Origin of the sequence: Cytobacillus firmus DS1 (genome assembly GCF_000565285.1) — a bacterium.
Lineage (GTDB): Bacteria > Bacillota > Bacilli > Bacillales > Cytobacillaceae > Cytobacillus > Cytobacillus firmus_A.
Map to the genome: position 1 here is coordinate 113,203 of NZ_APVL01000007.1, position 23,911 is coordinate 137,113.

Sequence of the window (23,911 nt, forward strand, 5' to 3'; positions counted from 1 at the left end):
CCTTTATTTTCCAAGTTTAAATGGATTCAAATTAATTGTTTTTATACAATTTAAATTCACGTGGACAAGATTAATGGACTTATTAAAAAGTTTTGCCTTAATGCAAATTATATGCGAATGATAAACAATGTCAACACAAAAAAATTATTTTTACTGAAAGTTTATTGTTGGCATTAAAATAGCTGAATTATGATATAAGGCTCTGGCATTCAACTTGTTTAATGGTAAAATTAGGTGAGTAACGGAAAAATTAGATTGTAAATTTGTAAATATATGAAACTTTTTACCCTTTTTGATCGTTTAATTAGTAGAAGGCGGGATAGGTTTTATGATCGAAGATGTCTGGTCCGCTCTGATCGTTATGGCCTTTTCTTACGCATTGGGCAGCATAACTGGAGCTTATTATGTGGTTAAATATTTGGCTAAAGAGGATATAAGGTATATAGGGAGCGGGAATGCAGGGGCTACCAATGCCGGAAGAGCATTCGGGAAGACTGGTTTTTTTCTGACCATAGCAGTTGATGCGGGAAAGACATGGGGAGCTTTATATGCAGCTGGACTCTTGTTTGAAGGTGATGGTGTATTTATTCTTAGCGCTGTTTGCGTGCTCTTAGGCCATCTTTTTCCAATTCAACTGGGGTTACATGGCGGAAAAGGAGTGGTTGTCTATCTGGCTTCTGCCTTGTATCTGGAGCCCCTAACGATAGCAATCATGGCCATAACAATGGGAATCATGTTTGCATCTTTTCGGAAGTATACATTATCGGGTTTTATCTCGATGGCTTCAATTCCCATAACAGCCTCTGTGATTGGGGATTCATTCATTATTGCGCCTGGCCTGCTGCTGATGCTTATCATCGTCCTAATTTCCCACACAAACTTCATCATGCCTAAACATAGGAGGTAAACTATGAATATTATCTGTAAAATCGCAGCCGAACCTGATGAATTTGACCAAATTCATCAGCTGAACTATCAGACATTTGTGGAAGAAATTCCTCAGCATAAACAAAATGAAGATCAGCATTTAATTGATAGATTTCATGAAGAAAATACATATGTTATTGCCAAGGCTGGCGGGGAAGTAGCTGGAATGATAGCCATTCGTGCGAAAAGGCCATTTTCGCTTGATTACAAACTTCCTAATCTCGAAGACTATTTGCCTGATAAGGGTAAATTTTGTGAAATTCGCTTGCTGTCAGTCAAAAAAGAGTATCGCAGCACCCGTGTTTTTTATCAGCTTTGTGAAAAGCTTGTAGAGCATTGCCTCGAAAAAAATTACACGATGGCGCTGATATCTGGTACGGTCAGACAGCTGAAATTGTATAAGAGGATGGGGTTTCTGCCTTTTGGTCCTCTGACAGGAGAGGAAGGAGCCCAGTTTCAGCCCATGTATCTGACAAAAAAGAATTTCGAACGCTCAACGAAAGCCTTTGAACGCTTAATGGCCAGAAATTCAGCACCCGCCGGGCAGCATTCTTTTTTGCCGGGGCCAGTCCCTATTCATGAGAATGTGAAAAACGCTTTTGCCATAGAAGCCGTATCTCATCGCAATGATGATTTTATCAACGGCTTGAAAGAGCTGCGTTCTCAATTATGCAGGATGACAGGTGCCTCCTATGCGCAAGTTATTGTCGGGACGGGAACCCTTTCCAACGACCTTGTGGCTGCCCAGCTGAAAAGCATGGAGGGGAATGGGCTGATCCTGGCCAATGGTGAATTTGGCTATCGTCTCATTGATCATGCCAGAAGATTTCAGTTATCTTTTCAGACGATTGAAAAACCCTGGAATGAACCGATCCTGCATGAGGAAATAGCATACATGCTGGCAGAAAATCCTTCTATAAAATGGGTATGGACTGTCCATTGTGAAACCTCAACCGGGTATTTATTTGATATCAGCGCAATTCAGGAGCTGTGTGCAAATCATGGTGCAGAGCTTTGCGTTGATGCATGCAGTACAGCAGGGATCGTTCCGCTAAACCTTAAGAATATTCATATGGCATCGTCCGTGAGCGGAAAAGGATTTGGCTCGTACCCGGGTCTTGCGATCGTGTTTCATAGAGACAGAATTAAAGGTAACAGCAGTGTTCCAAGATATCTGGATTTAAAGATGTATGAGGACAATGAAAGCATCCCATACACCCATTCTTCCAATTTGGTCAACGCCTTAAAAGAGAGTATAAAGCTGATAGATTTTGAGAAAATAAAACGATTGTCCTTAAAAGTAAGGGGAATGCTTGCGGAAAAGGGTTTTTTCGTTCTGGGCGGGGAAGGTTATTCGCCGGGCATCCTTACTGTCAATTTGCCGGAGGGCATTTCGAGCAGGGAATTTGGCGACTTATGCAAACAGAAAGGAATTCTTCTAAGCTATGAAAGCGGGTATCTGCTTGATAGAAATTGGGTTCAGGTGGCTCTGATGGGTGCGCAGGAAGAAAAGAAGGTCATGCTTTCTATCGAAATGATGGCACGTATTTTCGAAAAACAATATGAAAAGCGGTATGATTATGAAGTTATTTAATAAGCTTCCACCTATTTGGGCTGCTGTCATACTTTTCTGGATCAAGACGGCTGCTGTATCCTTTATCGGATTCAATTTGCACCCGGAGAACTGGACTGATATTTTATTTATGCTATTAAGCCCGATTGGGGCCATTATGGTCATTCTCGGAATTCCTTATTATTTTAAGCGAAAGGCCAAACCGGGAGCTATTTTTGCAGTGATGGCAGTACTGACCGGCATTCTTTTTGGGGACCTTCTTTATTATCGTTTCTATACCGATTTTGTTACCGTTCCGATCCTTTTTCAGTTTAAAAATGTCGGAGGGATTGGACCGAGTACTTTTGAATTGATCAGTCCGTGGGATCTTCTGTTATTGGCTGATCTGGTTATTTTCTGGATTTTCTATTTAAAAAGGAAATCAGCAGGTGAGCACGTTACAAATAAATCAAAAAGAATCTATGGTGCTATCAGTCTGATGTTTGTTCTGATAACCATCACCCTCGGCATGGTGAAGGTGCCTCATTTATTTTCGGAATCTTATAATCGACAGCAGCTTGTAAAGCATATCGGCTTGTATCAGTATCATCTTTATGATATTGGCATCGCTGCAGCAAACCCGCTCAACCGCGCTTTTGCCAGTGCAACTGATGCTGAGGCTTCTGCTGAGTATGTCCAATCCCATGAAGATAAGCCATCGGATTATTTTGGTGCCGCAAAAGGAATGAATGTCGTTCTGATCAGTATGGAGTCCACACAGAATTTTGTGATCAACCAGAAGGTGAACGGCCAGGAAATAACGCCTTTCCTGAATTCACTGATTGAAAACAGCTTTTATTTCAGCCGGGTCTATGATCAGACCGCACAGGGCAAAACATCGGACTCTGAATTCATGGTTGATACAGGCCTTTATCCGTTGTCCAGCGGCTCGGCATTTGTCCGAAAAACGGAAAACGCTTATCGGAGCCTGCCGCATATATTAGCTGAGAAGGACTATTACGCAGCCGTTTTCCATGGGAATGACGCCTCTTTCTGGAATCGGGAGGCCATGTATGATTCTTTAGGGTATAATCGGTATTTTTCAAAAGCTGATTATCTGGTTACGGATGAGAATTCTGTGAACTACGGGATTAAGGATATCCCATTTTTCAAGCAATCCATTCAGCATCTGGAAGAATTGCAAAAGCCATTCTATGCAAGGTTTATCACATTAACAAACCATTTCCCGTTTTTGCTGGAGGAGGAAGATCAGTTTATCCCTGAGGCCAAAACGAGTGAAATGGTGGTCAATCGCTATGTCACAACCGTCAGATACCAGGATGAAGCCATAAAAACCTTCTTCCAGGACTTAAAAAAGAGCGGACTCTATGAAAATACGATGTTCGTATTGTACGGCGACCATTATGGCATCTCGGACAAATATGAGCATGGCGTGCTTGAGCTGCTGGGCCAGGAAGATACGATTGTGAACCGCATGCAGCTGCAGAGTGTGCCGCTGATTATCCATGTGCCGGGGGTGGAGGGCAAAACGTTCTCGAACCTTGGCGGGGAAATCGATATCAGGGCAACCATTCTTCATTTGCTCGGCATAAGTGCTGATGATAATTTCAGCTTTGGGCAGAACCTGTTTACAAGGGATCCCCATCACCCCGTTACCTTCCGTGATGGAAGTTTCATAGCGAAAGACTATTTGTACAAATCCGGTAAATGCTTCAATAGTAAATCGGAAGAAGAAGCGGATATTACTGGCTGTGAACCTTTAATGGATATCTCCAGAAAAGAGCTTGGGTTCTCTGATGATATTGTACATGGGGATTTAATGCGGTTTATGGAGTAAAATTTGGAGGAGAAGCATGGAAGTATTCGGGTTTATATTCTTATGGGGGATACCTTTGCTGCTGCTTTGGAGCTTTATTTTAACGCTTATCGAAGTTAAGAGAGCAGGCAGCGAAGGACAGTTCCTGGGCAGGACGCTGGCATTTATCGGCGGAATTTATCATTACGCCATTTCCTCATTTGCCGCTTGGGTTGGTTTGATTGCTACCGCATTCGGAATTGCAGCCCTGGTGGAGGGGTCAATTTTCGGTGCATTATTCTTTGGTTTATTCGGTGTTTTTATGGTTTATAACTTTTTTCCGAGATTGAATATGCCGGAATGAGATTGAGGTATGTCCTGTAGGGCATGCCTTTTATCTTTTTCTAGTAGCAATTTGGTCTTTGGCCAAACATAGAAAGCGGAAAGAGCAAGTCAGAGTCTGAACCGGGGGAACATCGGACACAGCAAGCGGGGAATCGTTTGAGTCAGAACCCGGTGCAACTTCGGACACAGCAAGCGGGGAATCGTTGATTTGAGTCAGAACAGGGGTCAACTTCGGACACAGCAAGCTGAGAACCGTTGATTTGAGTCAGAACCCGGTGCAACATCGGACACAGAAAGCGGAAATCCCGAGTTCTGAGTCAGAACCCGGAGCAACTTCGGACACAAAAGGCGAGATTCCCGTGTCCTGAGTCAGAACCCGGGTCAACATACGACACAGCAAGCGGGGAACCGTTAATTTGAGTCAGTATCCGGAGTAACTTCGGACACAGAAAGCCGGGAAATAGACAGACACAGTCCGAACTGGAAGCTTTTGTAAACAACAGACAGGAGTATGAAAGGCTGTACTTTTTTGAACAATTCAGCCTTTATTTAAAATAGAACGATAAATCTGTTTAATCGTTTCCATGTGCAGCGCTTCATGATAAAAGCCGAATAAAAAAGCCTCCCCGGCTGTATAGAAGGTTATGCCACCGCGGTTTGTGAAGGGACTTGGAAGTTTTTGATCCATACGCCCATGAAGAAAAGTCTTTATTCTGGGCTTTTGTTCGGTTAGGACAAATGCAATTTCTTTGAAGGAAGGCGGTGGCTCATTCCAATCGGCAGGCTTAGTTCCAGCGCCAAATAACCTTTCATAGTTCATCGGGACGTTCATTGTTTCACCCGATATTCCAAAGACAAGCTTTTCCTGAACAAATGCAATATGCCCGAAGTTCCAGCGGATACTATTGTTAAACCCTTCCGGTATGATATCAGCCATATCTTCAGGAATCCGTTGAATCGATTTTTCAGTAATGCCCCGCACTGTCTCCATATGATCAAAAATTTTCTGTTCCAAAATTCTCACCCTCCATAATCATACTCATTGGATAAACTTCTAGGGATTCACTTCATTTTCCTACATCTATATTTATTATTATCTAAAAGAGCCATGAATGAAAATTATTAACCTTAAGTCTCAAGTCCTATAAGCATATACAGCGCAGGCTTCTTAATCTAAAGACCGTGCTTCTTTATTATAAAAATATAATCATATTTTTGATAAGGAGATACGTTATGTCTAATCAAAAAATCTATATACTCCTTACGGATACCGGAACATTATTTACCCGGCTTATTAAACTTTACACAAAAAAGCCGTATAATCATGCTTCTATCTCCCTTGATCCTGAGTTAAAAGAAGTTTACAGTTTTGGCAGAAAAACGGCGAAAAACCCATTTATCGGCGGTTTTGTTCAAGAAAATATCCGAGGAGAACATTTTAGCAGCTCAAGATGTACAGTCATTAGCTGTTCTGTTACAGAAGAACAGCACAACAAGCTTAAAGCTTTCATAAATAAGATAGAATCAGAAAAACAACATTACGGCTATAATCTGCTTGGGCTATTTGCGATTATGTTTAATAAACCACTTTCAAGAGACAATGCTTTTTTCTGCTCTCAATTTGTAGCTACTGTCTTACAGAAGTGCCAGATTGTCCATTTTACTAAACCTCCCGCGCTGGTTATACCGCATGAGTTTCTGGAAATGGAAGATTTCCATGTTGATTTTCAGGGTAACCTGAAAGATTATTTTCAGAATATAGACAGCCGGAATATAGAAATGAACACATTTATTTCATCTCATGACCAGGAACAGTGTGGACAATCAATGGCAATTTCCTAATGTGCTGCAGTCAATTCCGATTCTTTTTATAAGCTAATGGTGTCATATTCATCGCTTTGCGGAATTTTTCAATAAAATAACTGCTGCTGTTGAAGCCAACTTTATACGCAACCTCAGTTACATTCGAGCCCGGCTCCTGAAGCAGGGGAAGGCTTTTTTGCAGGCGGTGCTGAATCAGGTAATTAATGGGTGTGGTTCTTAGAATCTTTTTAAAGTATCGGCAGCATTCAGAATTGCTCAGTCTGCCGGCTTTGGCAATACATTTTAGGGTGACTTTTTCAGCATAATGCTCATGGATCCAATTCAGCATTTCTTTCATCCGCATGTGTTTTTCAACCTCAGTCTGGCTGTATTCCAGCTGGAATCCGTTCCTGATTAACTGCTGCCAAATGAATGTGAGCAGACGGGCTATATCAATCTCATAAAATGGTGAATTCTCATGAATTAATTTCCTGACATCCAGGATGCTGTCTGAAATATTTTTCCCCCATTCCTCACGTACGTCCAAAATGATGTATGGAAGATTTGTTGCTGAAATATACGGAGAAATATAGCTGCTGTATAGTTCCTGGGGAAGCAGAAAATGAGGGGAGACATTTAAGCATATGTAAACGCAATCTCCGCTGATATCTTCGGCTGAATGAAGGCACCCGCTATTGATGAAAAGGCAGTCTCCTTCTTTCATCGCAAATTTCTCCTCATTTACTTGAACCATGGCTTCGCCTTTAAGTGTCAGGATAAATTGAATTTCTTCATGCCAATGCAAAGGGATTTTGCCTTGGATATTATCTGCAATCTTCGTTTCGTAGCAGGCGACAGGCATCACCACCGTCCTGTGGCTCGTCAATTCCTTCAGGCTTTCATCCACTTTAAAATCTTTAATCTGCAAAAAAGCCACCTCAATATTGTTATACTTTTTTATTTTATCCAGCTATTTTTATCACAGAATTTGGTTTATTATAACACTATTATTATATTTAAGGTGGAATCGAACATGAAAGGACGTTCAAGGAGTACGGGTTTATTGCTCGTAATTTTTGGAGCATCATTCTGGGGAGTTGGCGGAACAGTTGCCCAAAAGCTTTTTCAGGAATTTGGAATCTCTGTTGATTGGCTTGTCACAGCCCGGCTTCTGATCGCGGGTGTTCTTCTTTTGGCTGTTCAGTTTTTGCTGAAAGATCGCTCACAGGTATTTGGGGTCTGGAAGAATAACAGGGCAGCCATCATGCTCTTGATCTTTGGCCTCGCTGGAATGCTAGCCGTGCAGTACACCTATATGGCATCGATCCATCATGGCAATGCGGCTGTTGCCACACTGCTTCAATATCTGGCACCGGCTATGATAATTATTTACCTGGTTTTACGGAGACAAACGGTGTTTTCCAGACAGGATTTTGTAACAGTATCCCTTGCATTAGCAGGGTGCTTCTTTCTATTGACTAACGGTTCCATTTCTCAGTTATCCGTACCGGCACCTGCAATTGTGTGGGGAGTTCTATCTGGTGTGGCACTCGCTTTTTATACTTTGTATGCCATTCCGCTGCTGAAGGAGTATGATTCACTTGTCGTGGTTGGATGGGCAATGGTCATTGGCGGATCTGCATTGAGTTTCGTCCATCCCCCATGGAAAATGGAGTTTGGCAGCTTAACGGCTGAAGCTTACCTTTATTTGGTCTTTGTTATTATTTTTGGAACAATGCTTGCATTCTGGTTCTATATTGAAAGTCTCCAAACGCTGTCTCCAACAGAAACCAGTCTTTTAAGCAGCCTCGAGCCGCTTGCCGCCGTATTTACTACGGTTATCTGGCTGAACGAACCATTCGGCATGTTCCAGTGGGCGGGTACTGCCTGTATCTTTGGCATGATTCTGCTGCTGGCCTTGAATAAGAAAAAACCGGAAAAAACCAGTGTTTCTGCTGAAAATGAAGAACCATTAAGAGTAAGCTGAGAGCCAGTCCCTTTCGCGGGGGCTGTTTTTTTCTTATTAATTTTGCTCACACTAAGCATTATATTTTCCTAAATTTATTTCGGTTGTTAAAATAAAATCAATTCTTCATGAAGGAGATTATAAAATGACCAATATACAAATTCCTGTTTCTGTTTTAAACCTTGCTCCGATACGGGAGGGGAAAGACAGCAGGCAGGCTATCGAGGATCTTGTTGATCTGGCTCAGGCAACAGAGGAGATGGGCTACAAACGCTATTGGATAGCGGAGCATCATAATACCCCGACACTCGTCAGTTCTGCCACGGCTATTTTAATAAAACATGCATTGGAACATACTAAAACGATCCGCATAGGCTCCGGCGGAATAATGCTGCCGAACCATGCACCATTAGTGGTTGCCGAGCAATTCGGCACGATGGCGACCATTTATCCGGATCGGGTGGATTTGGGCCTTGGAAGGGCACCTGGAACAGATATGATGACCGCTAATGCGCTTCGCCGTTCAAAAAATGATTCTGTTTATACATTTCCTGAGGATGTGAAGCAGCTGCTGACATACTTTGGTCCTTTAGAGGAGCAGAGCTATGTAAAAGCGCACCCGGGGGTTGAAACGAACATTCCCATTTATATTCTTGGTTCTTCGACAGATTCAGCGTATTTGGCTGCTGAGCTGGGGCTTCCATATGTGTTTGCTTCACACTTTGCTCCAAGGTGGATGGAGGACGCCATCCGGATCTACCGTGCCAACTTTAAGCCTTCGCAGTATCTGGATAAACCATATATGATGATCTGCCTAAATGTTATTGCTGCAGAAACGGACGAGGAAGCTGAATTCCTGTCAACTACGATGAAACAGTTTTTCCTGAATGTGGTCAGAGGGACTTCCATGAAATTGAGCCCTCCGGTCGAGGACCTGGACTCTATCTGGAACCCAATGGAGAAGGAAGCGGCAGAGGGGATGTCAAGCGTCACCCTGATGGGCAGCAAAGAAACAGTCAAAGGGCAGCTGGAGCAGTTCCAGAGCATGTACAATGTGGACGAAATCATGGCGGTTTCTTATATTTATGATGAAGTAAAACAAAAACGTTCCTATGAACTATTGAAAGAAATTACAGACGGCAAATGAGCGGGGAAATTATTCCCCGCTTTTCATATTTCTCGGGAAAGCGCAGGATTAGACTTTTCTTGCATCCGGCGGTCGTATGATGGCTTTTAATGGCGAAAAATGAAAATTCCTGCACTAATCTATGGTTTCCTGTTTGTAGAGTGCGGGATTGGCTGCCGTATTAAGGCTCTGTGCAGACGCCCACAGATTCGCCAGGAACCGCGGCATCATCTGCTGTGACGGAAGAGTGCCATATCTGGAAAAGTAAACAAACAGCTTCAGATATGTTCTTGCATTATTCGGCAGATGAATTTCCCTTGCATAGTATTCATTTTCTGTATAGGTTGCAAAAGAACGGGTTTCAAATCCGGAAATAAACCGGGTGACCTCTCCTTTGTATTCATTTTGAATGTAATGGATCTTTTTTATTATTGTTGGGTCATCAGAGCCATCATAATTAGCAAGCCTTGCCTGCCGGAATACGGGGACAGATGACAGATTATCAGTAAGTGCAAGTGCATGACCGTATGCTTTGTCATGACCTTCATATAGAGGCCGGATATCAGCATTCTCCATTAAATCCACTAAACGCAATTCCTCATTTTCCAAATAGGGCGGCCTGTAAATCTGTCTGGAAAGCTTAAGCTCATCAAGTGAATTACATACGAATGAAGTGAAAAAATACCACTGCCCATTGTCATCAAGGCTGATATTATAATTCTTCCCATCTTTTTCAATCCGGTAATCAATAAAGCGGTCTTTGCGGTCGAAGGTAAAATCAAATTGTTCTTTTTCTGCTGGATTAAATCCATATGGAGTTTGAATCGGTACACAGATTTCTGAGAAGTATTGACTTTTCATGCTGATCCACACCTTACATTTCTTTTATTCTGCTATAGAAAATACCCTGCAGATTTCTTTATCATGCCAAAAAATGAGGATAATTTTCTTTAGTTATACAAAAATAATAAAAATCGAATGGAAAGGACTTTGAGTATGAAAAAATGCATTTTTCTTTTCCTCAGTTTCGCAGTGTTCTGGCAATTGAATTGGAGCAGTGCACATGCCGAAAACAATCCCCGCAATATTTATGATGTAAAGCAGGGGGATACCCTGACATTGATTGCAAAAAAATATGGATCAACAGCCGCGGACTTAAAACTGTTTAACGGCCTGCAGTCAGACAGGCTTTTTGTCGGGCAAAAGCTTCGTGTCCCGATCATGTACAAAGTGGCACCCGGAGATACTCTCTGGAAGCTGGCGGAAAAATTTGATTCAAGTGTACCGATAATTATGACAGCAAATGGACTATCCTCCAATACTATAAATGCTGGGCAAAAAATAAAAATTATTCCAAAGGAATTAGCCATGGATGGAAAGTTTGTCCTCATGACAAGAGAGGAATTCCGGGATTGGATTTTCAATCAGAAATTTACGAGGAAAGTGGCAAAAGTTCAGCAGCATCACACTTATCAGCCATCATACAAACAGTTCAACGGCACAAATCATTTTGCGATCATGAAGGGGATGGAGGAGTATCATGTAAGCGGCATGAAATGGAGAATGATCAGCCAGCAGCTGACCACTTTCCCGGATGGAAAAGTGGCAGTGGGAAGGCCGTTCGATGTGGCCCCTGAAGGATCATTCGGCCTGCAGAATAAAAAAGCGATGCACAAGATCGAAGCGGATGCGATAGCGATCGAGAATCTCGGTGATTTTGACTCCAATCAAATGACTGCCGAACAAAAAGAAACGATCGTGACTGTCACAGCTCTCCTGATGCTGAAATATGGCCTGGCGCCATCCATTGACAGCATTACCTATCACCATTGGTGGGATATAAACTCAGGTGAGAGGGTGCTGGATAACAGCCATGGGCATGCCGTAAAAACCTGCCCCGGCACTGAATTTTTTGGCGGGAATTCAACTGCAAATGCTAAGAATAACTTTTATCCTCTGGTCAGGAAAAAAATGCAGGAGATCAGAGCAACCTTTCATTAATAGGAAAAACCCGCAGACAAGGTGCGGGTTTTTCTCATCGCTTCTTCTTTTTCTTTTTCTCATCGTCTGCTGCAAGCTTCGCTTTGTTTACACTTTCCAGCTCTACCTGTACATGAATTTTATTTTTCTCTAATGATGTTACACTGGTTACTATGCCTTTGCGTCCCTTGATTTTGACCTCTGCTCCTTCATTTGGAACACTTTTGCGAAGCTGATTTAATAATACATTTTTCCCATCAAGATAATACACCGTAAACATTTTCATCTCACCTTTGTCTATGGATTGTGGTACAAGTTCCTGCACCATTTCTATAAAATATAGACTTAGGGATAAAAATAGACCGGTTTTTCAAAAAAAACATTGCGAACATTTGTTCCCGATAGTATAATAAGCTTGCAACGAATGTTAAGAAAAATGAAAATATTTGGGAGCTGATTTAAATGACAGTAAGAGTGATTCCTTATTTGGTGATGGACGGAAATGCGAATGAAGCAATTGAATTTTACAGAGAAGCGCTGGAAGCCGAGGTTTTGTATAAGCAAACATTTGGGGAAGGTCCCGATAACCCTGAATATCCGCTCCCTGAAGAAGCAAAGAACCGAATTATGCACGCAACTGTAAAGGTTGGGGAGAATGAACTTATGTTTAGCGATACATTCCCGGGCCAGAATCATCAATTAGGCAATCAGGTGACCATTTGTCTTTCAACATCAGATCCTGAAAAATCGAAGAAATTTTATGATTCACTACAGCAGGGCGGGCAAGTGACCATGCCTCTTCAGGAAACTTTTTTCAGTCCGGCATATGGCAGTGTAATCGACAAATTCGGAGTGCATTTTCAAATCTATACAGAGGGCGAGCATTAATTAATTGCATGAAAGAGCCATTCTTTTTTAGGAGAGAATTGGCTCTTTATCATGAATTTCGAAATGATTCACTAGAGTGAGGGATTGTTGTGATTATAAAATCAAAAGAATACCTAATCAAAAATCTGAACTATATGATCAGATCGGCTGTCGAGGAAGATGCAAAGGAACTATCTGAAGTAAGGGTGCAGATTGATGGCGAAACGGAGAACATGGACAGGGAAGCTGGTGAAGCATACATTGATGAAAAAGGTTTCAAAGAATTAGTGAATAAAGATTCCATTAGTGACCGGAATATATTCCTGGTTGCTGAGGTGAATGGCAGAATTGCCGGCTTCTCCAGATGTGAAGGCAGCGAACTGAAACGAAGCAGACATAAAGTGGAATTTGGTGTATGTGTGCTCAAGGAATTCTGGGGCTTTGCGATTGGAAAAAACCTTTTAGCTCAGTCTATTCAATGGGCGGACTTTAATCATATTAAGAAGATTACCTTAAATGTCCTTGAGACAAATGAGAAAGCGATTAAGCTATACGAGCAAAATGGCTTTGAAATTGAAGGGGTATTAAAAATGGATAAGCAGCTGTCGGATGGAAACTACTACAATACCTTCTTAATGGGAAGGATTAGTGATTAAACTCAAAAGGAAGAATTGAACATATGAAGGAGTTAATGCATACAACACGGCGTAGTCGCCAAAACTCTATGCTTCACTGCTTGTATAAGAATCCAGTTTAGAGTTGACTTCTTTATACTCCGACACCGGAACTTCCTCTCGTCAACCCATAACATCGTACCCATTATTTACGTTATTGAATATAATTAAACATACGTCAGCTAAGGAGTATGTTATGGACAATCAACTAAAAGAGATCATCGGAGCCGCTTTAGCTGCCATTGGTACGGTCATTTCAGCTGTCTCAACCATACCCGCAAAGACAAAGAAAATGGAAAAACTATTTGATGGCTTTGATATCGTGGGGAATAGCCTCCAGGCAACAGGAAATGCCCTCGAAGCAGACGGACAGGGTGAACCATCTCTCGAAAAGGCAGGCAATGAGATACAGTCTATTGGAAACATTACAGTCATTGCTGGATTAACTTTAGATTTAGAGGGAGAAAATGAAGATAAATTAGTGATTGCAGGGAATTGGATTCAGGCACTTGGCGGGGCCGCTGCACTTGGAGACGAATTTGAAGATCCCACTGCAGCAGGTCAGCTTTTTAATATATACGGCAACCTGCTTCAGGCGATTGGCAATTCCCTGCAGGCAATCGGGGGGACTATAAATCTCAGGGAAAAAGAGAGGGGAGAATCGGGAGATAGCGCAAACAATATTATTGCAGCAGGAAGCTGGATACAGGCAGTTGGTTCTGTTTTATCACTAATTGGCCAGATTCAAGAGGAGAATCAGGAGACTTCTTCTGGAAGCAGTGATGAAAGCGATGAGCCGAACTGAAAATCTTCTTTGGCGAATGAAGAAGTTAATTAGAGAGGGGTAAACATGAATCTGGAAGAAGATGATTTATTAACTGTCGGAGCTTATTTTTTGGTTGCAGGTACATTTATTTCTGCGATTGGAGAAACCATGAAGCCGGATGTAAACAATGTGAACAAAAAATTGATACGGGACGGAAACGGTGTTCAGGCAGTTGGCAATAGCCTGCAGGGATTCGGAAGGATAAGCCTGGCTGAAGAAAGTGAAACAGCTAATTTATATGGAATTATTGGGAGCTTTACGCAGGCAGGCGGGAATTCCATCAACACGGCTGCAAATAATATTGAAATTCAAAATCCATCAGTTTCTGTGTCAGGCTTTAATTCACTAGGCAGTACCATTCAATCCATGGGTGCAGCATTGGAAGCTGCAGGAGTTGAAAACGATGAAAACAATCTGCTCAGCAATCTAGAAACTCTGGGTTACTCATTGATTTCGGTATCTGCTATCCTCGACGCTATAGGAATTCTTATAGAAGATGAAAAGAGCATTCAAAAAAGAGTCCTGCTGGCTGCAGGAGGATGGCTTGAATTCATTGGTGCAGTTCTTGGCGCATATGTGATCATTCAGGCAGGTGAATAAGCTGCATATTTTGCAAAAAAAGAGAAAAAGCATGGTTATCATTGTGATATCAGGTGATATTTGTCGACTATCAATCTGCTAGCAGTTGATAAAATTGTGCTAATACGTCGGATTCTGCCAGATTTCAAGCCGAAAAATAACCTGGAATCACACTTCTCCAGGCCATCCTTCAAGCTTTCAACAAACTGCTTCAAACAAAATAGCAACACCAACTCCGCCTCCGCTTCCAATGGCAGCTAATACATATTTGCAAGAACGTCTTCGCTGCACATCATAAAATAATTTTGTAACCAACACAGCACCTGACGCTCCATAGGGGTGGCCAATTGTTAAAGCCCCTCCATTAACGTTCAGTTTTTCATATGGAATGGAAAGCTCATTGGCACATGCTGTAATTTTTGAGGCGAATGCTTCATTAATTTCTATTAAATCAATATCGTCAATGGTTAAATAATTTCTTTCCAGTATTGTCTGTATGGCTGGAACAGGCGCAAATCCCGGATAGTTGGGGTGTACACCAGCAACGGCACTATCAGCAAAACGCAAAATGGGTTTGTAGCCATTTTTAATTGCTGTTTCTTCCTCCATCACCAGCACAGCAGATGCCCCGTCATGAATGCCGCAGCTATTGGCTGCGGTAACAGTTCCATCCTTTTTAAATATTGGCTTGGCTCGTTTTAAAAGGGTATCCATTTTTCTTTTTTTGAAAAACTCCTCATCATGTGAATGGCTTCCAAAGGGAATCAGTTCGTCTGCCAGGATTCCATTTTCAAAAGCTCTCCAGCTCCGTTCATAGCTTAATCGTGCATATGTATCCTGAGCTTCTCTTGATATGCTGTACTTTTCCGCAACATTTTCCGCTGCGGCACCCATATCAGGGTCTCCAATTTTGTCGGGGGAGAATCGGGCCCTTTTGGAAAATGGCGAGGTACTGGCACTTTCCGTACCACCTGCTAAATAACAAGTACCCGCACCTCCCTGGATAAGATAGCACGCCAGCCGAATGGCCTCGAGACCTGCACTGCATTGCCTGTCCAGGGTTAAACCCGGAACGGACAGAGGGATACCTGCTTCCAATGCAGACAAGCGGGCTACATTGCCGCCAGGTCCAACGACATTGCCCAAAATGACGTCATCAATTTTTTCTTCTATACCTGCAGCAAGATAATTCAGAAGCGGGGCAGCGAGTTCATGAGGTTCATAGTCTTTGAGCATCCCATTTACTTTTCCAATTGGCGTTCTTTTGGCTTTTACAATCACTGCTCTCTTAATGGCTGATCACCTTTCTTTCGATGGAATCCTTCAGCTGGGCTCTGGCGATTTTCCCGCCTGCTGTGTAGGGCATTTCTTCAGTAAAGATCCATTTGCGCGGTATTTTATAGGAGGCAAGATGTTTTTTGCATAAGCGTTTTAACGAAAGGGCATCCGTGTTGCCTTTAATAATCGCCACTGCTATTTGGCCCCAATATGGATCATCCATCCCGATCACAGCAGCCTCCTCGACAGCGGGATGGAGCCTGATCACCTTTTCGATTTCTTCAGGGAAGATATTTATGGCTCCATATAAAATGATGTTCTTTTCCCGCCCGCTGATGTATAAATATCCTTCTTCATCAACATAGCCCATATCATCAACAGTTGCCCATCCATCCTGATCCTGTATGGAATGGATTGTTTCATTTGAAAGGTATCCATCGAAAATAAGTTCACTTCGTACAAATATTTTGCCAATTTCATAAGGAGCAAGCTTCCTTCCATCTGTACCTCTAATTTCGATTTCAACACCATGGCAAGGCTTTCCGACTGATCCTGCTTTATCCTCATCCGCAAGAAATGTTACATAGCTCAATTCACTGGCTCCATAAAATTCGATCATGGAGAGCTGGGGGAATATGTTGCTGATTTCCAGCTTCGAAGTTTCATCCCATTTCGCACCTGAGGAACAGATTTTTATCGGTTTCTCTACGATTCTCTTTTCTCTTAAAATAGCTGAAACCATCGTAGGAACTGTATAAAGTGTGCTGATGGGCTGCTCCTCGATACATGAGAGAACCTTGGCTGCACTGAATTTTTCGAGCAGGTGAACCGTTCCTCCCGTACACAGCGTACTTACCGCACCATACAAAAAATGAGAATGGATAAGTGCCCCCGGTATCAGGACGTGTTCTTTCTCATTCATTTTAAAATCATAATGGTTCACCTTGAAGCTGGCCGCCCAGGAATTATGGGAACGGATAAATGCTTTTGGGCTGCCGGTAGTACCTGAAGTAAAACCCATATAAAAAGGTTTGTTGCTTTCTGAATCGATATGAAAGACAGGAATTTGTCCGCCAATTTCCATTAAGGCATCCTCCCATAACAGGACGGAAGGGTGCATGCTGGAAACTTTGTCATAATTTTCTCTAACTGTTACCACAATAGAAGGGCTGGATATCCTGATCCGCTCATTAAGTTCCTCAGCTTTCCATTTTATGTCGTAAGGAACAGCTGTCCATCCAGCCATGGCGGCAGCTGTGAATAATTGGAGAAATTGAATCCCGTTTGGCAGCAGGAAACCGACAGTTTTATTGGTCAAAGGAATGGTGTCAAACCAGTTAGCCGTTTGACCCAGCAGATTTATCCACTCTTTATAGGTTAGTATTTGGTTTTGGGTAATAATTGCTGCTTTATTCGGAGATTCTTCGGCGAATTTTTTGATATTTGCTGTAATATTCGTCATTGGGCTGTTCCTCTCCTTATGGAAAAGGAGACACCTTAAAGTGTCTCCAGAGATTTAGAGAATTGCTTATTAATAATCGGATGCTTAAGCAGTCTGTATACCAGGAATGAGGCAAGAGTCGCCTTCAATACATCTCCCGGGATATAAACCAGGCTTAATTTAATTGCTTCTGCCAGAGGAATATTCATCATAAAGGCCTGTACCGGAATGCCAAACAGATAGATTAGGAATATTCCGACAGTCAGATTTATGAGAAGGATATTCATTAATTTTAAAGTTTTGAAGTGTGAAAGTAAATAGCCGATAAAAAATGCTGTTACCGGGTAAGAAATTAAATAGCCGGCGCTGGGACCGAAGAAAACCCCAATGCCGCCGCGGCCACCCGATAATAATGGTGCACCGGCAGCAACCAAGAGTAAAAACAATGCCATGCTGATTCCACCAAGCCTTGCACCTAGAATACCGCCGGCCAAAAGGACTCCAAGAGTCTGCAAGGTAATCGGAACGGGTGTAAAAGATAGCATGATAGGAGGAACAAGACCGAGTGCTCCCATAACAGCCGCAAAAAGTGCTACAAATGTCATCTCTTTAACTTTCATAATACCTCTCCAATTCATATTAATAGGTTAACTGGTTTTATTTTATGGTTTACATAAAAATTTGTCAACCTGATATATAATGCAGTTTACACTTGTTTTTAGGAAGGACTGAAAACGTGTTAACTAAATCTTAATAGGCAATGAGTTAATGGATATAATATATTTTGATTATTCAGTTGACTATTCCAGAATATGATTTATGATTAGGTTAACCGAAACGATGTTTTACTTACAAAACAAACATGTGTGGAGGTTAATAAAATGCCATTTATTGATGTCAATGATTTAACTATTCATTATGAAGTAGAAGGAAATGGTGAGCCGCTTGTTATTCTTCATGGACTGGGAAACAATTCACAATCCTGGAAAAAGCAGCTGGAAGGGCTGAGTAAGGAATTTACTGTTATTGCCTGGGATGCGCCCGGCTATGGCAAGAGTTCTGATCCTTGGGAGGAATTTACACAGTTCAGCCAATTTGCTGATGTTTTGAAGGGCTTTATTGAAGGGCTGCATTATCAATCTGTTAATCTATTAGGCCATTCAATGGGCTCAGCCATCGCGCTTGATTTCTGCAGCCGTTATCCCGATATGGTGACCAGGCTGATTATTGCAGATGCCACTCGCGGTGCCGCTGGGCAGAGTCATGAAGAAAACGAAAGAAAGCTGAAGAACCGCTTACATAATATTGATACATTGGATCCAAAGGAATTGGCTCAATTAAGAGTAAAAGAGCTTCTTGCGCCAAACCCGGATCCAGCAGTAAAGAAGGAAGCAGAACGCATCATGTCCCAAGTGAGGCCGATGGGCTATCGCTCTGTGGCTTTTTCACTTTCAAATTTAAATCAAATGGATATTCTGCCTTCCATTCCTGTTCCTGTCCTTGTTATTTGCGGGGCATTGGATAAGGTTACTCCTGTAAGCGAATCTGAAATTTTCCATCAGTACATCCCAAATTCAATTCTGAAAACCATTCCGAAAACAGGGCATTTATGCTATCAGGAGAATCCGGACTATTTTAATGCCCTTATTTTGAATTTCCTGCAGGGAGCATACAAAAAAGAAGAATTAGCAGAAAGGTAACCATAGAGAAATACTTCCTATTTCTATCCTGGTTTTGTTAATATGTTAGTAAAAATGTAAACACAGGGGGTGACTTGCATGGCAAAAGAGGAAAAAGAGCGGTATAATGCCAATGCACTGGTACGGGGACTGGAAATCTTAAAGCTCTTTAATGAAGAGCGTCCAACTCTGTCATTGGTTGAAATTGCAAAAGAATTGAATGTTAGCCGAACAGTCCCGTATCGATTATTGTATACCCTCCAATCGCTTGGTTATCTTGACCAGGATGAAAACTCAAAGAGATATAGTTTAACGCCCCAGGTATTGGAATTGGGCTTTTCCTATTTAAGTACGTTAAAACTTCCGGAAATTGCCCAGCCTTATTTGGAAACATTAAGAGATGAAACAGGGGCTTCCTGCCATTTATCCATTCTGGATGGGAACGAAGTGGTGTATGTTGGCAGTGCGCCTGTCAGAGGGGTATCTGCTATTAATGTCAATATCGGACTGAGGCTTCCGGCTCATGCAACCGCAAATGGAAAATTGCTGCTGGCCTACCAGCCGCAGGAAAAGCTGAAACAGCTTTTTTATGGGTCCGAATTGAAGCCGTATACGGATAGGACCAAAACGTCCCTGGCTGATTTTCAAAATGAAATTGAAATAATCAGGGGAAATGGATACTCCATTACAAAAGGAGAGCTTCACCATGGGATTCAATCGGTAGCGGCACCGATATTTGATAAATCCGGCAGCATTATGGCTGCTATTAATGTTGTAGCAACAGAGGCAACATTCCATGATGAGTTTATTGAACAAGTAGCGCTGCCTAAAGTGCTTGAGATTTCAAAAAAGTTATCTGGCTATATGGGATATCATCTATAGGAATAAAAAGAAATGGTTAAAAGCTTGCAGCACTGCAAGCTTTTTTGTTTTGTATATAAAACATAATTTAGCAAATGAAACAAATTGAAATTTTTTATTGACTCAATTTTCGAAAAACTTTACACTATTAATAAGTGGTAAACATTGTTTTATATATAAAACGAAGAATGGCTGAAAGGAGGGCAAAAAATACCACCAAAAAATTTTTTCTTATGAAGTATAATATTTGAGAATCGAAGGTAATTGAAAGCGGTTACAAAAAATGAATATGTTTCTTGAAAGGGGATCACAAATGCTGAAGGGGAACAAAAGATGGCTCTATATTGCTGTGCCTATATTCTTTTTCTGGTTTTTTGGACAAATTGATAAACTGGGAATCTCGGTTATTCAAACGGATCCTGGCTTCCTTAGTGATCTGGGGCTAACAGGGGCAGACAAAAACGCCAAAATTGGCTTAATAACATTTATCTTTACAATCTCTTACGCCGTTTCAAACATTTTCTGGGGCTTTGTTATTGATAAAGCAGGCCCGCGGAAAACCGCTGTATTCGGGCTGGTAATTTGGACTGTGACCATGATTGCAGGCGGTTTGTCAACTTCCTATGAGATGTTTTTAGTCAGCAGGGTTATTCTTGGATTCGGTGAAGGGATGATGATTCCGGTTTGCGGAAAATTCATTTCGAATTGGTTTAACCAGCGGGAACTTGGCCGGGCACAATCTACCTGGCTCGCGGGCAATTATTTCGGACCTGCCTGTGGTGCCGTTATATTGACTTTAGTGCTTGCCACTTTCCATTGGGAAGCTGCGTTTTTCTTCCTGGCTGCTTTTAATCTATTTATTGTTATTCCAATGTTTTGGTTCCTTAGCCGGGATACTCCTGAAGAGCATTATGCAATTGATAAGGAAGAGCTTGCGTATATCCGCAAGTCTGATGGCACTGAAAAACCAAAGAAAAGCTTTGCCCAGGACTACCGCTACTGGATCGTTTGGTTTGGCATGTTAATGTCATCGTTTTTGTTTTTCGGAATAAGCATCTGGCTGCCTACTTATCTCGTTGAGGCGAAAAGTTTCTCAAGAGAAGCAATGACAGGGATTACCTCATTATCCTGGCTTTTTGCTCTAGGGTTTGTATTATCCTGCGGATTTTTGGCAGACAAAACAAGACGTCCAAGCTTGCTGGCCACGATTCTGTTCAGTTTAACGGCAGTATTCTTAACAGCAGCTATTTTTGCACCGCATCCGGTTCTGGCAGGTATTTGTATGGGACTCGCAATGGGAACTCAAGGCGGAGTCTTCCATTTAAGCAATTTATTTATCGTGAAATTTTCGACCCCGGAAACAGCAGGGCGTGCTGCCGGTCTTATGGGATTCACAAATATATTAGGCGGTTTTTCAAGCTATATCATGGGATGGATGAGAGACCTTGCAGGCGGGGATTTTGGCCCATCTATCGTTATGCTTATTATTGCAGCGAGTCTGGGCTTCATCGCTTATATATTCACAATCAAAAAAGAGGCAGCGGAGCTTCGGATAGAACAGATTCCTCCAAATAGAAAAGTAATCGTATAATAGTTTTATATTTAAAACCAAGTTTCAATATTTTAATTTTTCTCAATATTTTTAATTGACATATTAAATATTGGGATTTATTATTAACCTGTAAGTAAAACATTGTTTTGTATATAAAACATAATAATGGTTTAGGAGTGATATTAAATGTCAGCTGAAAAATTTGATGTGCAGGCTTTTGAAAAAAAATATGTAGCAAGGCTGGAAGACCGATCACTGGACTGGAATGTTCTTAAATTTCAGGAAGAAATTGATCCAAAGTATAAAAGGGCGCAAATGAGATATATTGGCCGCGGAGCAACAGCGAATAATGATTCAAATGTAATTGCAGCGGAACATTTCACACTCAGTACGATGGTCCTTCCAGCTGGATGTGTTGGACCTCTTCATCTTCACGATGATGTGGAAGAAGTGTTCTTTATTCTTAAGGGGAGTGTAAAGGCTCTTATCCAGGAAGTAGGGAAGGAAGAAGTTCATGAAATTCGTCTGAATGAACGCGATTGCATCAGTTCTCCACCAGGAGTGTACCGCGGCATTCATAATGATGGCGATGAAGAAGCGTTAATGCTGGTTATGCTTGGTGCCGTAAAACCAAATCTTCCTACATATCCGAAGGGGAGTGCTCTTGAGGAGCTTCGCATTCAGCGTGCGAAAGAAAGAGAAGCCATTATCAACGGAAAGTAATCGTTTTCAAGCAAACTGGCAATCTAATAAATATTACCGGGATGGACCGCTAACACTTAAATTTGCCGGGTCATCCCGGTTCCTTTAACAAAAAAGGTTTCCTGATACACATGGCTGCATGCAACTGATTGAATGAAAGACTTATTACTTTGGAGGTGCATGGGATGTTAGGCATTACTCACTTGAGGCACATTAGTCTCATTACTCCAGTTCTTGAGGAGCAGGCTGAATTTTACGAGAAGATTTGGGGTCTTGATAAGGTATCCGAAGATGGGGATTCTGTCTATTTCAGAGGTGCTGGTTCAGAGAATCATATTTTACATTTGAAGCGGGGAGAAAAAGCGGGGCTTCATCATATTGCATTTGGAATGGTTGATAAGAACGCCGTTGACAGGGCTGCGGAGATTCTGGCTTCCAAGGGGATCCCGATTATTTCACCGCCGGGCTATTTAGATGAAGAAGGTAAAGGGTACGGGCTACGCTTTGCTGATCCGGAAAACCGCTGCATTGAACTTTCAGCATGGGTGGAAATGCACACGACAATCTGGAATAAGAAGAATGTTGATCCGGTGAAGCTGAATCATGTTGTCATGAATACGGCAGACCTGGATATGATTACAGACTTTTATACAAATATTTTAGGATTTAAGGTTACTGATTGGAGCGAACACCAAATGTCCTTCCTCCGCTGCAACAGGAAGCATCACTCAATTGCCTTCAACCAGGACCAGCATGCATCTGTCAATCATATTGCCTATGAGGTGGACACAGTGGACGAAGTTATGCGGGGGATTTCGAACGTCCGAAAGGCAGGCTATCAGGAGCTTTGGGGTCCTGGACGCCATGGACCGGGAAATAACATCTTCTGTTACTTCCAGGATCCTGCCAAATTTGTCATGGAATACACTTGTTACCTCGAAACCATTGAAGACGAGGAAGAATGGGTGGCTCGAGTATGGAAAAGGGTTCCACACCTGATGGATCAATGGGGAATAGCCGGACCTCCAAAACCTGAAGCACGTGCGGCGATGGGCGGAAAGCCAGATCCGGGCTGGATCAGCGTGAAAGCATTAACCTAAAGATATTTGAAAGGGGTATCGTGATGGACTTTGGTTTAAAAGGAAAAACAGCAGTCATTATGGGCGGGACTTCTGGAGTAGGCCTCAAGACAGCAGAAATGTTCCTTCAGGAAGGTGCCAATGTGGCAGTATGCGGCAGGAATGCAGAGAGGAAGGATAATGCCTTTGACCATTTATTGCATTTCGGATCCCGTGAGTCGATTCTTGCTGCCACTTGTGATGTAACAAATAAAGAGGATGTTACCCGTTTTGTCGATTCGGCAGCAGCCCGATTTCAGGGAATTGATATTTTGGTTAATGCAGCCGGACAAAGTGTTATGGGCCATTTCTTCGATATTACAGATGAGCAATGGCAGGAGCAGATTCAGTTAAAATATTTTGCCATTATCCATGCAGTACGTGCTGTTCATCCATATTTGGTGAAGAGCGGAGGCGGAAGGATCATTAATATTAATGCGACGCTCGCAAAGGAACCTGAAAGACATATGGTTGCTACAGCTGCTACAAGGGCAGGTCTTCTGAACTTAAGTAAAACGCTTTCCCAAGAGCTTGCATCAGACAATATCCTGGTCAACTCCGTAAGTCTTGGATTAATCCGTACAGACCAGTGGGAACGCAGACGATTAAAAAATGCACCTGATATGGATGCCGAGGAATATTACAAAGATCTTGCAGCAAAGCGGGAGATTCCGCTGGGCAGGGTTGGAGAAGCAGAAGAAGTAGCCAGTGTCATTCTCTTTTTAGCCTCAAAGCAGGCAAGTTATGTTTCAGGATCAACCATTGAGACAGCTGGAGCGCTGGGGAAAGCGCTTTAATATTAAGCAAAGGCAGGAATGA

25 protein-coding genes are annotated in these 23,911 nt (G+C 42.1%); 18 read left to right on the top strand and 7 right to left on the bottom strand.

The features are described 5' to 3' along the window. Window positions 1-328 precede the first annotated feature (328 nt). Genes PBF_RS10945 through PBF_RS10960 form a run of 4 tightly spaced genes read left to right on the top strand, consistent with a single transcriptional unit; the run spans window position 329 to window position 4,659 of the window. A complete protein-coding gene (locus PBF_RS10945) occupies window positions 329-907 on the top strand; it encodes a glycerol-3-phosphate acyltransferase (protein WP_035329790.1) in 579 nt (192 codons plus the stop codon). Between the two features lie 3 nt (window positions 908-910). Further along, a complete protein-coding gene (locus PBF_RS10950; protein WP_035329791.1) occupies window positions 911-2,521 on the top strand; it encodes a GNAT family N-acetyltransferase in 1,611 nt (536 codons plus the stop codon). Beyond that, window positions 2,508-4,337 carry an LTA synthase family protein gene (locus tag PBF_RS10955; RefSeq protein WP_035329792.1) on the top strand — a complete coding sequence of 610 codons (1,830 nt, stop codon included), beginning with the start codon at window positions 2,508-2,510 and terminating at the stop codon, window positions 4,335-4,337. The genes PBF_RS10950 and PBF_RS10955 overlap by 14 nt, the downstream gene beginning before the upstream one ends. Window positions 4,338-4,353: 16 nt before the next feature. After that, entirely contained in the window at window positions 4,354-4,659 is a 306-nt protein-coding gene (locus PBF_RS10960; protein WP_035329793.1) for a hypothetical protein, read from the top strand. Between the two features lie 519 nt (window positions 4,660-5,178). Here the strand turns inward: PBF_RS10960 and PBF_RS10965 are convergent. Then, on the bottom strand, window positions 5,179-5,655 hold the full coding sequence (locus PBF_RS10965; RefSeq protein WP_035329794.1) for a DinB family protein: 477 nt from the start codon (window positions 5,653-5,655) through the stop codon (window positions 5,179-5,181). Between the two features lie 218 nt (window positions 5,656-5,873). Between PBF_RS10965 and PBF_RS10970 the strand changes: the two genes are divergently transcribed. Beyond that, window positions 5,874-6,482 carry a hypothetical protein gene (locus tag PBF_RS10970; protein ID WP_035329795.1) on the top strand — a complete coding sequence of 203 codons (609 nt, stop codon included), beginning with the start codon at window positions 5,874-5,876 and terminating at the stop codon, window positions 6,480-6,482. A 10-nt stretch (window positions 6,483-6,492) separates the two neighbouring features. Here the strand turns inward: PBF_RS10970 and PBF_RS10975 are convergent, their stop codons facing one another. Next, on the bottom strand, window positions 6,493-7,371 hold the full coding sequence (locus PBF_RS10975; protein WP_035329796.1) for an AraC family transcriptional regulator: 879 nt from the start codon (window positions 7,369-7,371) through the stop codon (window positions 6,493-6,495). Window positions 7,372-7,476: 105 nt separating this feature from the next. Here PBF_RS10975 and PBF_RS10980 point away from each other — a divergent pair, with 105 nt between their 5' ends. Beyond that, window positions 7,477-8,430, top strand: a complete 954-nt coding sequence (locus tag PBF_RS10980; protein WP_035329797.1) for a DMT family transporter — start codon at window positions 7,477-7,479, stop codon at window positions 8,428-8,430. Window positions 8,431-8,554: 124 nt separating this feature from the next. Then, entirely contained in the window at window positions 8,555-9,556 is a 1,002-nt protein-coding gene (locus tag PBF_RS10985) for an LLM class flavin-dependent oxidoreductase (RefSeq protein WP_035329798.1), read from the top strand. 114 nt (window positions 9,557-9,670) lie between these two features. On the opposite strand, the gene PBF_RS25150 is transcribed toward PBF_RS10985, so the two are convergent. Next, a complete protein-coding gene (locus PBF_RS25150) occupies window positions 9,671-10,396 on the bottom strand; it encodes a hypothetical protein (protein WP_235192240.1) in 726 nt (241 codons plus the stop codon). Between the two features lie 135 nt (window positions 10,397-10,531). Here PBF_RS25150 and PBF_RS10995 point away from each other — a divergent pair, with 135 nt between their 5' ends. Continuing rightward, window positions 10,532-11,536: a LysM peptidoglycan-binding domain-containing protein gene (locus tag PBF_RS10995; RefSeq protein ID WP_081757266.1), complete on the top strand. Its 1,005-nt coding sequence runs from the start codon at window positions 10,532-10,534 to the stop codon at window positions 11,534-11,536. A 34-nt stretch (window positions 11,537-11,570) separates the two neighbouring features. Here PBF_RS10995 and PBF_RS11000 read toward each other — a convergent pair whose 3' ends face one another. Next, complete coding sequence (locus PBF_RS11000) at window positions 11,571-11,795, bottom strand: hypothetical protein (protein ID WP_035329799.1); 225 nt, start codon at window positions 11,793-11,795, stop codon at window positions 11,571-11,573. 182 nt (window positions 11,796-11,977) lie between these two features. On the opposite strand from PBF_RS11000, the gene PBF_RS11005 reads away from it, so the two are divergent. The 4 genes from PBF_RS11005 (at window position 11,978) to PBF_RS11020 (ending at window position 14,482) form a co-directional block, all read left to right on the top strand. Further along, a complete protein-coding gene (locus tag PBF_RS11005) occupies window positions 11,978-12,403 on the top strand; it encodes a VOC family protein (protein WP_035329800.1) in 426 nt (141 codons plus the stop codon). 89 nt (window positions 12,404-12,492) lie between these two features. Then, window positions 12,493-13,038, top strand: coding sequence for a GNAT family N-acetyltransferase (locus PBF_RS11010; protein WP_035329802.1), 546 nt, complete (start codon window positions 12,493-12,495; stop codon window positions 13,036-13,038). Window positions 13,039-13,252: 214 nt separating this feature from the next. Continuing rightward, entirely contained in the window at window positions 13,253-13,861 is a 609-nt protein-coding gene (locus PBF_RS11015; RefSeq protein WP_035329803.1) for a DUF6944 family repetitive protein, read from the top strand. A 45-nt stretch (window positions 13,862-13,906) separates the two neighbouring features. Beyond that, complete coding sequence (locus tag PBF_RS11020; protein ID WP_035329804.1) at window positions 13,907-14,482, top strand: DUF6944 family repetitive protein; 576 nt, start codon at window positions 13,907-13,909, stop codon at window positions 14,480-14,482. Window positions 14,483-14,659: 177 nt separating this feature from the next. On the opposite strand, the gene PBF_RS11025 is transcribed toward PBF_RS11020, so the two are convergent. The 3 genes from PBF_RS11025 to PBF_RS11035 are packed head-to-tail and all read right to left on the bottom strand — an operon-like array spanning window position 14,660 to window position 17,800. After that, window positions 14,660-15,754 carry an acetyl-CoA C-acyltransferase gene (locus PBF_RS11025; protein ID WP_035329805.1) on the bottom strand — a complete coding sequence of 365 codons (1,095 nt, stop codon included), beginning with the start codon at window positions 15,752-15,754 and terminating at the stop codon, window positions 14,660-14,662. Next, the gene (locus tag PBF_RS11030; protein ID WP_035329806.1) at window positions 15,750-17,201 is read right to left on the bottom strand and encodes an AMP-binding protein; all 1,452 of its coding nucleotides are present in this window, start codon (window positions 17,199-17,201) and stop codon (window positions 15,750-15,752) included. Before PBF_RS11030 ends, PBF_RS11025 begins: the two co-directional genes overlap by 5 nt. A gap of 35 nt (window positions 17,202-17,236) precedes the next feature. Beyond that, window positions 17,237-17,800, bottom strand: coding sequence for a biotin transporter BioY (locus tag PBF_RS11035; protein WP_035329807.1), 564 nt, complete (start codon window positions 17,798-17,800; stop codon window positions 17,237-17,239). Between the two features lie 261 nt (window positions 17,801-18,061). Here PBF_RS11035 and PBF_RS11040 point away from each other — a divergent pair, with 261 nt between their 5' ends. The 6 genes from PBF_RS11040 to PBF_RS11065 all read left to right on the top strand — a co-directional run bounded on the left by PBF_RS11040 (window position 18,062) and on the right by PBF_RS11065 (window position 23,889). Beyond that, entirely contained in the window at window positions 18,062-18,880 is an 819-nt protein-coding gene (locus PBF_RS11040; protein ID WP_035329808.1) for an alpha/beta fold hydrolase, read from the top strand. Between the two features lie 78 nt (window positions 18,881-18,958). Continuing rightward, the gene (locus PBF_RS11045) at window positions 18,959-19,741 is read left to right on the top strand and encodes an IclR family transcriptional regulator (RefSeq protein WP_035329809.1); all 783 of its coding nucleotides are present in this window, start codon (window positions 18,959-18,961) and stop codon (window positions 19,739-19,741) included. 292 nt (window positions 19,742-20,033) lie between these two features. Then, complete coding sequence (locus PBF_RS11050; RefSeq protein ID WP_035329810.1) at window positions 20,034-21,311, top strand: MFS transporter; 1,278 nt, start codon at window positions 20,034-20,036, stop codon at window positions 21,309-21,311. A gap of 147 nt (window positions 21,312-21,458) precedes the next feature. Then, window positions 21,459-21,995 carry a cupin domain-containing protein gene (locus tag PBF_RS11055; protein ID WP_035329812.1) on the top strand — a complete coding sequence of 179 codons (537 nt, stop codon included), beginning with the start codon at window positions 21,459-21,461 and terminating at the stop codon, window positions 21,993-21,995. Window positions 21,996-22,159: 164 nt separating this feature from the next. Next, on the top strand, window positions 22,160-23,074 hold the full coding sequence (locus PBF_RS11060; protein WP_035329814.1) for a VOC family protein: 915 nt from the start codon (window positions 22,160-22,162) through the stop codon (window positions 23,072-23,074). Window positions 23,075-23,097: 23 nt separating this feature from the next. Then, window positions 23,098-23,889 carry an SDR family oxidoreductase gene (locus PBF_RS11065; RefSeq protein ID WP_035329816.1) on the top strand — a complete coding sequence of 264 codons (792 nt, stop codon included), beginning with the start codon at window positions 23,098-23,100 and terminating at the stop codon, window positions 23,887-23,889. Window positions 23,890-23,911: the final 22 nt, after the last annotated feature.

Excerpts from the sequence above, each read along its gene's own strand:
- PBF_RS10945 (WP_035329790.1), top strand. The coding sequence starts at position 329 with ATGATCGAAGATGTCTGGTCCGCTCTGATCGTTATGGCCTTTTCTTAC.
- PBF_RS10950 (WP_035329791.1), top strand. The coding sequence starts at position 911 with ATGAATATTATCTGTAAAATCGCAGCCGAACCTGATGAATTTGACCAA.
- PBF_RS10955 (WP_035329792.1), top strand. The coding sequence starts at position 2,508 with ATGAAGTTATTTAATAAGCTTCCACCTATTTGGGCTGCTGTCATACTT.
- PBF_RS10960 (WP_035329793.1), top strand. The coding sequence starts at position 4,354 with ATGGAAGTATTCGGGTTTATATTCTTATGGGGGATACCTTTGCTGCTG.
- PBF_RS10970 (WP_035329795.1), top strand. The coding sequence starts at position 5,874 with ATGTCTAATCAAAAAATCTATATACTCCTTACGGATACCGGAACATTA.
- PBF_RS10980 (WP_035329797.1), top strand. The coding sequence starts at position 7,477 with ATGAAAGGACGTTCAAGGAGTACGGGTTTATTGCTCGTAATTTTTGGA.
- PBF_RS10985 (WP_035329798.1), top strand. The coding sequence starts at position 8,555 with ATGACCAATATACAAATTCCTGTTTCTGTTTTAAACCTTGCTCCGATA.
- PBF_RS25150 (WP_235192240.1), bottom strand. The coding sequence starts at position 10,396 with ATGAAAAGTCAATACTTCTCAGAAATCTGTGTACCGATTCAAACTCCA.
- PBF_RS10995 (WP_081757266.1), top strand. The coding sequence starts at position 10,532 with ATGAAAAAATGCATTTTTCTTTTCCTCAGTTTCGCAGTGTTCTGGCAA.
- PBF_RS11000 (WP_035329799.1), bottom strand. The coding sequence starts at position 11,795 with ATGTTTACGGTGTATTATCTTGATGGGAAAAATGTATTATTAAATCAG.
- PBF_RS11005 (WP_035329800.1), top strand. The coding sequence starts at position 11,978 with ATGACAGTAAGAGTGATTCCTTATTTGGTGATGGACGGAAATGCGAAT.
- PBF_RS11015 (WP_035329803.1), top strand. The coding sequence starts at position 13,253 with ATGGACAATCAACTAAAAGAGATCATCGGAGCCGCTTTAGCTGCCATT.
- PBF_RS11020 (WP_035329804.1), top strand. The coding sequence starts at position 13,907 with ATGAATCTGGAAGAAGATGATTTATTAACTGTCGGAGCTTATTTTTTG.
- PBF_RS11030 (WP_035329806.1), bottom strand. The coding sequence starts at position 17,201 with ATGACGAATATTACAGCAAATATCAAAAAATTCGCCGAAGAATCTCCG.
- PBF_RS11035 (WP_035329807.1), bottom strand. The coding sequence starts at position 17,800 with ATGAAAGTTAAAGAGATGACATTTGTAGCACTTTTTGCGGCTGTTATG.
- PBF_RS11040 (WP_035329808.1), top strand. The coding sequence starts at position 18,062 with ATGCCATTTATTGATGTCAATGATTTAACTATTCATTATGAAGTAGAA.
- PBF_RS11045 (WP_035329809.1), top strand. The coding sequence starts at position 18,959 with ATGGCAAAAGAGGAAAAAGAGCGGTATAATGCCAATGCACTGGTACGG.
- PBF_RS11050 (WP_035329810.1), top strand. The coding sequence starts at position 20,034 with ATGCTGAAGGGGAACAAAAGATGGCTCTATATTGCTGTGCCTATATTC.
- PBF_RS11055 (WP_035329812.1), top strand. The coding sequence starts at position 21,459 with ATGTCAGCTGAAAAATTTGATGTGCAGGCTTTTGAAAAAAAATATGTA.
- PBF_RS11060 (WP_035329814.1), top strand. The coding sequence starts at position 22,160 with ATGTTAGGCATTACTCACTTGAGGCACATTAGTCTCATTACTCCAGTT.
- PBF_RS11065 (WP_035329816.1), top strand. The coding sequence starts at position 23,098 with ATGGACTTTGGTTTAAAAGGAAAAACAGCAGTCATTATGGGCGGGACT.